Genomic DNA, 9,730 nt, shown 5'->3' with positions numbered 1-9,730 from the left:
GCCGGCGGAACTGCCCCGCCACGACCTGCGTTCCAACTCCGCGCTTGCGGACCAGCAGCCCGGAACGGACGAGTTCATCCATTGCCTTGCGCATGGTAGGCCGGGACAGGCTCAGCTGTTTGGCCAGGTCGATCTCATTCTGCAGTTTGGTGCCCGGTTCCAGGTCACCACTGTGAATGGCCTGCTCGATTCCCTGCACCACCTGGTGGTAGAGCGGCACGGGCGAGGCCCGGTCGATATGCAGGTTCAGCGGGAAAGCCACGATGGTCTCCTGATAGATTCCAGCCAGCTGTGCCGGCCTTTGTCTGGTTGATAGGACAAGAAAACTTGCTTCTCAGCGTAACAGCGCCGTCCGCGCATGCCTAGCTTGGCTGGGTGATCCCGGTTCTGCGTTTGATCGCATAACAAAATTGCAACTGATGTATGTATGTCCTGACATACTATTGACATTTGTGAATCATGTCACGATGATTGAGTCCACATGGCCACGCATTGGGGTGTGGCGCGACGAAGGGGCGGGCTCGTGGACCGGCATCTGGCCGGACGCTGCACGTAAACGAAGGAGATTAGGGTGGCAAAGAAATTTTCCTGGCGCAGAGCGTCAATTGCATTGATTATGGGTTCCGCATTGGCCCTGTCCGGTTGTTCCAGCGAGGGCGGGCGGGAACCTGCCGCCGAGGGTACCGGCGGTGGTGGCCAGGTTGCTGATACCGAACGGATGACCATCGCTTTGATCACCCATGCCGCTCCGGGAGACACGTTCTGGGACATCGTCCGCAAGGGTGCGGAGACGGCAGCTAAAAAAGACAATGTGGAGTTGCTCTACACATCCGATCCTGAGGGTGGGCGCCAGGCGCAACTGATCGCCCAAGCTGTGGATCAGGGCGTCGACGGGATCGCTGTCACGCTCGCTAAGCCGGATGCCCTCAAATCGGCGCTCAAAGAGGCGGAGCAGGCAGGCATTCCGGTGGTAAGCCTTAACGCCGGCGAAGATTCCTACGAAGAGCTGGGGGCATTCACGCACTTCGGCCAGAATGAAGAAGTTGCCGGGGAGGCAGCTGGAGAGAAGCTGAAAGAGCTGGGCAAATCGCATCCTGTTTGCGTCATCCAGGAACAGGGCCACGTTGGCCTTGAAGCCCGGTGCGCCGGCGTGAAGGAAATCATCCCTGAAACGGAGATTCTCTACGTCCAAGGTACGGACATGACGCAGGTGCAGTCCACGGTTACTGCCAAGCTCCAAACCGGCGGCGACATTGACTCCATCATCGGTCTGGGTGCACCGTTCACCATGACAATCCTGCAGTCAGTTGAGGACGTCGGAAGCGACGCTACGGTGGCCTCTTTCGACCTCAACAGCGAATTGGCGCAAGAGATTGTCGACGGGAACGTGGCGTTCACCGTGGACCAGCAGCCATTCGTCCAGGGTTACATGGCCATTGATTCACTCTGGCTGAACAACATGGGCGGCTTCACCGTTGGTGGCGGAGAGCCGGTCCTCACCGGACCTGCAGTCGTGGACCAGGAACAGGCTGAAGAAGTACTGCAGTACGCCGAAGAAGGCCTTCGCTAAAGACCGTTCACCGGTATCCATGGTACGGCGTGCCGCGCCATGGACACCGCCTATAGGAGTAATTTCATGACCACTGCCGTACTTACGAAGCGCGATGAGCGCATCGGCCAACGCAGCTTCCTCAAACAGGCGCTGGGGCGGCCGGAGGTCGGCTCCCTCGTCGGAGCCCTTGCACTGTTTATCTTCTTCGCACTCGTCGCTGATGCCTTCCTGGAACCGGCCTCGTTGGCCACGGTCCTATATGGCGCTTCGACGATTGGCATCATGGCTGTCGGCGTTTCCTTGCTGATGATCGGCGGGGAGTTCGATCTCTCCACCGGCGTCGCGGTGATCAGCTCGGCACTGTCGGCGTCGCTGTTCAGCTGGTACTTTGCGACAAACGTCTGGGTCGGCGTCGTGCTGGCTCTTGTGGTGTCACTGGGGATCGGCTTTATCAACGGTTGGATCTTCATCAAGACGAAACTGCCCAGCTTCATCGTGACGCTGGCCATGTTCCTGATGCTGACCGGGCTGAACCTGGCATTGACCCGGCTGATTGGCGGAAGCGTGGCCTCGCCATCGATTTCCACGCTGGACGGCTTCGATTCGGCGAAACTGATCTTTGCTTCCTCGGTGAATGTCGCCGGCGTCAACGTGAGGATCGTTGTCTTCATCTGGCTCGCCATGGTGGCTGTCGCAACCTGGATCCTGGTCCGGACGAAAGTCGGGAACTGGATCTTCGCGGTCGGCGGCGACGCCAACGCCGCCCGGGCGGTCGGCGTACCGGTCAACGCGACCAAAATCGGCTTGTTCATGGGCGTCGGCTTCTGTGGGTGGGTGCTGGGAATGCACAATCTCTTTGCATTCGACCGCGTACAGTCCGGTGAAGGCATCGGCAACGAGTTCCTCTACATTATCGCCGCCGTCATTGGCGGATGCCTGCTCACCGGCGGCTACGGTTCCGCCATTGGTGGAGCGATCGGTGCCTTCATCTTCGGCATGGCCAACAAGGGCATCGTCTACGCGCAGTGGAACCCCGACTGGTTCAAGTTCTTCCTGGGGCTGATGCTTCTTCTCGCGACCATCATCAATATCGTCGTCAAGCGCCGAGCGGAGTCGAGTAAATGAAAACCCGGACACTGGAAAAAGATGAAACGCCTGCTGGAGGCGACGCGCACCTGCTGGAACTGGACGGCGTCGGAAAGCACTATGGCAACATCTCTGCGCTGGCGGACGTCACCATGGCCGTCGACAATGGACGGGTCACATGCGTACTTGGCGACAACGGAGCCGGAAAGTCGACCCTGATCAAGATCATCGCCGGACTGCACCAGCACGATGAAGGCACGTTGAAAGTCATGGGTGCTGTGCGGAAACTCGGATCTCCGCGTGACGCTCTCGACGCCGGTATCGCCGCCGTCTACCAGGATCTTGCTGTGGTCTCCCTGATGCCGATCTGGCGCAATTTCTTCCTCGGTTCCGAGATCACCACCGGGTTCGGACCGTTCCGCCGGCTCAACGTCGAGAAGATGAAGGAGATCACCAAGAAGGAACTGGCAGACATGGGGATCGACCTGCGGGACGTGGATCAGCCCATCGGCCAGCTGTCCGGGGGCGAGCGCCAGTGCGTGGCCATCGCCCGGGCGGTCCACTTCGGTGCGAAGGTGCTCATCCTCGATGAGCCCACCGCGGCGCTCGGCGTGAAGCAGTCCGGCGTGGTCCTGAAATACATCCTCCAGGCGCGGGACCGTGGCCTGGGCGTCATCTTTATTACCCACAACCCGCACCACGCCTATCCGGTGGGGGACCGTTTTCTGCTGCTGAAGCGGGGCAGGCCCCTGGGTTACTACGAAAAGAACGAAGTAACCCTGGACGAAATCACCGGCATGATGGCCGGTGGTGCCGAGCTTGAGGAGCTGGCGCACGAACTCTCCAGCATGGGCGGGCACGACGAGCAGGAACGGGAAGTGGAAGCCGAGCTCGCAGCCACCAAGGGAAAACGGGCCCGGACGTGACGATCAGGGTTGGAGTGATCGGTGCCGGAATCATGGGCGCCGATCACATCCGGAATCTGTCCCGGAACATCGGCAGCGCCAAGGTCAGCTATGTGGCCGACGTCGACAGGCAACGGGCGGAAAGCGCTGCGGCAGTCGCTGGTGCCAACCCAACAACCGACCCGGGTGAGCTGATCGCGTCAGGCGACGTCGACGCCGTTCTCATTGCCTCGCATGATTCCACCCATGCGGAACTCATTCTCGAGTCGTTCGAGGCGGGCAAACCGGTGTTGTGCGAAAAGCCCCTCGCTCCCAGCGTTGAGGAGGGGCGCCGGGTCGTGAAGGCGGACGAGGAGATCATTGCGGCGACCGGCACCTCACTTCTGTCCCTGGGCTTCATGCGCCGCTCTGATCCCGGATATGTGGAGTTGAAGGACGCTCTCGCAAGCGGGCGGGTGGGTGACGCCGTGCTGGTTCACTGCGTAAGCCGGAACTCGGCTTCGGCTCCGGGCGCAACGTCCGAATCCGCGGTAAGGAACTCCGCCGTTCATGAGCTGGATATCATCCCGTGGCTATTGGAGTCGCCGATCACCGAGGTCAGTTGGCACGCAGGGAAGCCTTCCCCGGGTGCCCCAGCGGGGTTGGCCGACCCTCAACTGATGCTGTTTCGTACGGCAAATGGAGTCCTGACCACCCTTGAGCTCTTCCTCAACGCGGAGTACGGCTATTCCACCCGCTGCGAGATCGTGGGTGAGCATGGTGCCCTCAGTTTGGTGGAACCGGTTTCGGTGGCGGTCGACGTCGAACGCGCACGCTCCACCGGTTACGCCCGCGACTGGCGGCCGCGTTTCGCTGACGCCTACAGGATTGAGCTGCAGGCATGGATTTCCTCCCTCGTGCCCGGTGCAGAGGGTGGGCCGGGAGTTGACCGTGGTTCTACACTCGCCACGGCACGCGACGGGCTGCAGGCCTCGATTGTCGCCGATTCCGTTATCGATTCCATGCATAACGGTGGCGCCTGGACCGCCGTCGGCCGCATCGCATGACTTTCCCGGCCCGGCTGCCTGCCGCCAGAGTTGAAAATTCGATGGACGCTCCCCCGCTGTGCTGGGGAATCATGGGGCCCGGTTGGATAGCCAGCCGTTTTGCCGAATCCGTACGGAAGTATTCCCGCCAGCAGCTAGTGGCCGTCGGTTCCCGATCAGTAAGCCGCTCAAAAGAATTCGCCCGGCGCTATGGGATTCCGGATGCCTACGGCAGTTATGAAGAACTCGCGGCAGCGCCCGGCGTCGACATCATCTACATTGCCACCACGCACAATCAGCATTGTGAATGCGCCGTACTGGCCTTGAACGCCGGCAAGCATGTGCTGGTGGAAAAGCCCCTTGCCGTCAACGCGCTGGAGGCGGCCAGGGTCGCCCGGGTGGCCCTGGAACAGGACTTGTTCGCGGCAGAAGCATTGTGGACTGTGTTCCTGCCGAAATTCGATGTGGTGCGGCAGATTCTTGAGCAGAACATGCTTGGTGAAATCCGATCCGCCGTCGCCGACTATGGCGAACATTTCGAACCCGGACACCGCATTTTCGATCCTGCCCTGGCCGGTGGTCCGCTGCTGGATCTTGGCACGTATCCGTTGTCTTTCCTTCTCTCCGTTCTGGGCCAAGCGGACCGCATCATGGCTGTCGGCAGCAAACATCCCTCCGGTGTAGACGGTCAGATATCGGCGCTCATGACGTCGGACGCCGGTGTTCACGGCAGTATGTCCACCAACCTCTACAACTTCACCCCAACGACGGCGACCGTTGTGGGAACGAGGGGCGTGCTGACCATCGAACGGCTCTTCAATATGCCGGGCCCGCTGCACGTCCGCTTCAGTGACAACACCGTGCTCCGCTATGAGGAAGCACACGGCAGGCACGTTGAAGGGCTGCATTACGAGGCGGCCGACGTCGCCCGCTGTATTGTCCGCGGTGAGACAGAAACCCGGAAGCGCCCTCTGGAGGCCTCCATTCAGACACTGGAGGCCGCAGACCGGATCAGGCAGCAGCTGGCTCACGGGCCTCCTCTTTGATGGCCGGAGCCACAGCAGGCAGACGTTTACAGCTGCGGAACGCAGATCCCCTGGCCAAGTTTGGCAAGGCCGGTCAGATCGCCGGCGCCGAAACTCGTTACTTCCAGGTTGGATTCGGCATACATCAGTTGGGACGGATCGTTCACATGGTCCAGCCCGACGACGTGGCCCAACTCGTGCATGACGATGGCGCGGGCCTGCTCGTAGCCGCCGGGGAATCCGGCCAGGTCCTCGATCTGGGGTGCGTCGAGCATCATCGCACCGCTGACGTACGCCGTCGGCGAGCCGCTGGACGAGACAAAGGAACTTCCGCCCAGGCCGATGGTTCCCCCGGCGACCTCGGGTTCCTCCTCCGGCGTGACCCACGCGATCAGCATCGGCGCCCAGCGGTCGCCATACAGGTCCTCCTGAACGAGGTCCCGGCGTTCCAATGGATCTTCCTCGGTCAAGCCGTCGTAGACGAACTGCAGTCCCGTGGCCGCGGAGACGCTGGCGATGGCTTCGGTGATCATCCGCTCGCCGTCGTCGGGCATATTCTCGTCGCGGATCACGTAGTGCAGTGGGCGGCACGGGTCGTAGGCAACATACCCCTGTGAGCCACGGCCCGGATTCATGAAGCTGTAGGAGTCGCTCTGCACATCCAGTGGCGCAGGAGTTCCCAACGGTTCCTCCTGCAACTCGTACCCGGGCGACGGTGGATCGACCTGGAAAGTGGTCCCGTCGGAGTCGAAAGTATCCAACGTACCGCTGGCGGCGCCCGGATCCTGCGGCGCCGTGCCGAAGCCCGCTTGGGGCATGAGCGATTGACCCGAGTAGAACCAGGCACCGATGGTCAGCGCCGCGACGGTGAGCATTACCATTAGTCCGCGGAACCGACGGCGCGGCCTGGCGGGCTGTTGGTAACCATAACCATAGCTGGGCGGCAGGTTACGTCCGGATTTCGTGGAGCCGTAGCGCCCGCGGTTTCCCGTCCCGGTGGTTGGGTTGTATCCGAAGGAAGGACCTCGGGGACCCCGCGGATGTTGGTGCGGGAAATCGCTCCAAGGGCCCGGTGGTTCGGGTTCGACGCCGACGGCTTCATCCAGTGCCCACTGTGGAATCCGTCCCGAGGGGGAGCGGCGGACGCCGTCGAAAGGGATCGGTGCCTCGCCGTCGTCGGACCCGTTTTCCGTGTCCGCACGTGGCTGATCGTCCGCTGCTCCGGACGAGCGGCGTCCGTGCAGGCGGTCGGGCGGCTGCAATGGCCCTTCGCTCATGTGTCCCCCAAGGACTGTTAATGGCTCAATCCTACGTGACTATGCAACCGTTACGCCGAAGAGCAAACCCAGTAGATAGGTAACCGCCGCGGCGCCATAGCCAATGCCGAGTTGCCGCAGCGCCCGCTTGATGGGAGGGGCCCCGGATAGGAGCCCGACGACGGCGCCGGTCGCCAGCAGTGCCAGCCCGACCAGGGCGGCGGCGACAATCGCGGCGATGAGACCCTCCAAGCCGAAAATGTATGGCAGCACCGGCATGATGGCGCCGGAAGCGAAGAAGCAGAAACTGGAAATGGCGGCGCCCCAGCCGGTTCCGACCGCTTCGTGTTCCTCGCGGTTACTTTCAACCTCGGGCTCCTGCAGGGACAGGCTCGGATCACAATCGCAGCTGTAGATCCCCATCCGTTCGGCGGCCCGGTGCTCGGCGGCCTCCTGGGACATGCCGCGTGCCCGGTATACGAGAACGAGTTCGTTTGAGTCGATATCCAGCTGGGATGCAGCCTTCAGCGTGATCTGGGTTGGCCTCGATGCGCGCAGCAATTCCCGCTGGGAGCGGACCGAGACGTATTCGCCGGCGCCCATGGACAGCGCTCCGGCGAGCAGACCAGAGACGCCGGCAGCGAGCACGATTCCACTACCGACACCGGTGGCGCTCATTCCGATGACGAGGGCCAGATTGGAAACCAGCCCGTCGTTGGCGCCGAAGACGGCCGCCCGGAATGAACCGGACAGCCGGTTCCGCCCCCGGGTGGCAAGGCCGCGGACAACTTCCTCGTGGATCTGCTCATCGGCAGCCATGGCGGCCGTGGCGTCGTCGTCGTTGGCGTAGGGTGAACGGCCCTCTGCGCGCTGGGCCAGGGCGAGGACAAAGACGGACCCGAATCGCTTGGCGAGGTAGCCGAGGACGCGGTTGCGCACCGACGGCCGGCGGGGAGTGCCGGCGTGTTCGCCGAGCAGGTCCAGCCAATGCTGTTCGTGCCGGCCCTCCGCCTCGGCCAAAGCGAGCAGAATGGAATGTTCTTCACCCTTGCGCTTGCGGGCCAGATACCGGTAGACCGCGGCTTCGGCCCGTTCATCCGCGAGGTACTGCTCCCAGCGGCGGACATCCGACGCGGACGGCTCGGACCGCTCGGCTGCGCCCTGGCGTCCGTGGTGATGGTGCAGCTCGGGGGTATCTCCGGGGCCCGGCTGGTTATGCCGCTCGGGTCTGTCGGGTGCGGTGGATTGCGGGTCGGTCACAGCTCTGCTCCTGATCGGCGGACCGGCCGTGGTGAATTAGCTACACTCCGGCCAGTCAAAAGCCGGCGGAAACCGGCTCTATTCGTTCTGACCGAAGGTCTCGCTCGCCCAGGATTCCCGGGTGGGCTGCCGGGCGGCCCATGAGGGCTACCAGTATGTCGACAGACCGCTGCGCCTGAGTTTCGGCGGACCGGATTTCAGGCAGTGGGAGCTACTCCCCTTCGCGGCCTCCATTCTACAGGACCGGCACGACGGAGGGCCATTCCACCCGCCGTCGCACCTGTTAAGCCTCGCCCGCTATGCGGATTACATGCCTCCCGGCGCCCGCTCTGCACGCCAGCTCAATATTCGCTATCCCATCATGGGCACAAACAGCCTGTGCCCATGATTCAGCATCGAACAGTGGGCTGGCTCAGCAGCTACTCGATCAGATCCGCTGCCACCGTTCAGCCCGCCTGGGCCTGCGTCAGTGGAATGAGACTGAAATGAACGGGTTCGCCGGCACGGTTTTCATGGCTGGCGACCGTGATGGTCAGGACCTCCAGGTGGGGGTTCCACTGCGCCGGCCGGATCGCCTGCCGCAGTGCATCCTCGATCCGCCATGGCTCCGGGTGGAAGTGTTCCTCCCAGCCGCGCGGAACGGCGAAGCCGATGGTTCCATTCAGCAAATCGATGGCAGGCAGCACGCTGATCCGTTTCGTAGCCTGTGGAGGAAGAGTGGGTTCCGGAACATTCAGGTCCGCCGGGTCAATGCAGTAGTCGGCAGAAGTTTCGGGGGAGAGGACGGAAGTATCGCTGGACATGGCCAGCTCCTTTCGGAGTTGCTCTTGCCCGCAACGGTTGATGCAGGCCGCTTCGTCATCCGAACCACCCAAGAACATGGGGTTGGTGCGTGGCCAAGTCGGAGCTTGTTGCTCGGTGGAGCGGCCACATCTCGTGAAGCTGTCTAGAACTCTAGCGGACGACGGCGGCTTCCGTCACGGATTGCGAAGTGTTACGCGCTGCGGGTGTCGCCGGAAGGACGCCGAATACCTAACCGTGTTCACCGAGTGCGTTCCGCTGATCCTTGCGCAGCCGTCTCCACCACGGACGGCGCTGGGCCTGGCTTCCGGTATGGTCCGCGGATGCGCCGGTCCTGGCCGTCCGGCGTTCACGCCACCGTGCCACTTCCCGTTCTATATCCCGGATCGGAGTGACCACCGGTGGGCCGCCGAGCAGTTGGCGGCGTGCTTCGATCACCCGCGCGTTGAAATCCGCCACCGTTTCCCGGACGCCGCGCTCGGATGGCTGCTCGTCAAGGCGGTCGTCGAGTTCGGCGTCTTCTGTCCGGAGCAGGTATGCGGCCGGTCCGAGCCCCGTAAGCTGCTCCCGCTCGATCAGGCCCTTGACCCACCAGTCGGGGTCGAAGCTGGTGCCCCATCGGGGGAGAGGCATGCCGGCGAGGGATAAAGGCTCAGAGCCGGAATCAGACTCCAGGCCCTCTTGAACGGATGAGGTCGGCTGAACCGATTCGGCCGATTGAGCCGAGCGGGCTAATTGAGCCGGCGCGTCCGGTTCGCCCTCCTCGGCCTGACTACCTTCCTCAACCGGGCGCTCCTCCGCCTGGCGGGCGGCACGGTAT

At 62.7% G+C, this 9,730-nt stretch carries 10 protein-coding genes and 1 riboswitch; of the genes, 5 read left to right on the top strand and 5 right to left on the bottom strand.

Annotated features, from left to right (window positions below; translation table 11 throughout):
- Positions 1-262 (bottom strand): GntR family transcriptional regulator (locus tag Y707_RS23665; RefSeq protein WP_035780403.1); only part of this gene is annotated, 262 nt, incomplete at its 3' end.
- A 354-nt stretch (positions 263-616) separates the two neighbouring features.
- Here Y707_RS23665 and Y707_RS0105215 point away from each other — a divergent pair.
- The 5 genes from Y707_RS0105215 (at position 617) to Y707_RS0105195 (ending at position 5,614) form a co-directional block, all read left to right on the top strand.
- Entirely contained in the window at positions 617-1,570 is a 954-nt protein-coding gene (locus Y707_RS0105215; protein ID WP_051441670.1) for a substrate-binding domain-containing protein, read from the top strand.
- Between the two features lie 66 nt (positions 1,571-1,636).
- Positions 1,637-2,677: an ABC transporter permease gene (locus Y707_RS0105210; protein WP_026534288.1), complete on the top strand. Its 1,041-nt coding sequence runs from the start codon at positions 1,637-1,639 to the stop codon at positions 2,675-2,677.
- Positions 2,674-3,564 carry an ATP-binding cassette domain-containing protein gene (locus tag Y707_RS23660; protein WP_051441669.1) on the top strand — a complete coding sequence of 297 codons (891 nt, stop codon included), beginning with the start codon at positions 2,674-2,676 and terminating at the stop codon, positions 3,562-3,564. The genes Y707_RS0105210 and Y707_RS23660 overlap by 4 nt, the downstream gene beginning before the upstream one ends.
- On the top strand, positions 3,561-4,589 hold the full coding sequence (locus Y707_RS0105200; RefSeq protein WP_026534287.1) for a Gfo/Idh/MocA family oxidoreductase: 1,029 nt from the start codon (positions 3,561-3,563) through the stop codon (positions 4,587-4,589). The genes Y707_RS23660 and Y707_RS0105200 overlap by 4 nt, the downstream gene beginning before the upstream one ends.
- The gene (locus tag Y707_RS0105195) at positions 4,586-5,614 is read left to right on the top strand and encodes a Gfo/Idh/MocA family protein (protein WP_026534286.1); all 1,029 of its coding nucleotides are present in this window, start codon (positions 4,586-4,588) and stop codon (positions 5,612-5,614) included. Before Y707_RS0105200 ends, Y707_RS0105195 begins: the two co-directional genes overlap by 4 nt.
- A 26-nt stretch (positions 5,615-5,640) precedes the next feature.
- Here Y707_RS0105195 and Y707_RS0105190 read toward each other — a convergent pair whose 3' ends face one another.
- The 4 genes from Y707_RS0105190 to Y707_RS23645 form a co-directional block, all read right to left on the bottom strand.
- Complete coding sequence (locus Y707_RS0105190; protein ID WP_051441668.1) at positions 5,641-6,870, bottom strand: matrixin family metalloprotease; 1,230 nt, start codon at positions 6,868-6,870, stop codon at positions 5,641-5,643.
- A gap of 39 nt (positions 6,871-6,909) precedes the next feature.
- Positions 6,910-8,034, bottom strand: a complete 1,125-nt coding sequence (locus tag Y707_RS23655; RefSeq protein ID WP_035780445.1) for a VIT1/CCC1 transporter family protein — start codon at positions 8,032-8,034, stop codon at positions 6,910-6,912.
- 521 nt (positions 8,035-8,555) lie between these two features.
- Positions 8,556-8,912 (bottom strand): hypothetical protein, encoded by a 357-nt coding sequence (locus Y707_RS23650; protein ID WP_035780400.1) that lies wholly within the window; start codon positions 8,910-8,912, stop codon positions 8,556-8,558.
- A gap of 15 nt (positions 8,913-8,927) precedes the next feature.
- A riboswitch (SAM riboswitch) is annotated at positions 8,928-9,051 on the bottom strand.
- Between the two features lie 90 nt (positions 9,052-9,141).
- Positions 9,142-9,730 (bottom strand): hypothetical protein (locus tag Y707_RS23645; RefSeq protein ID WP_081744632.1); only part of this gene is annotated, 589 nt, incomplete at its 5' end.

The organism is Arthrobacter sp. H14, assembly GCF_000520495.1.
In the GTDB taxonomy this organism is placed as follows: Bacteria; Actinomycetota; Actinomycetes; order Actinomycetales; family Micrococcaceae; genus Arthrobacter_C.
The sequence above is the reverse complement of the archived record's forward strand: the minus strand, read 5'-3'. Positions and strand labels throughout refer to the sequence as shown.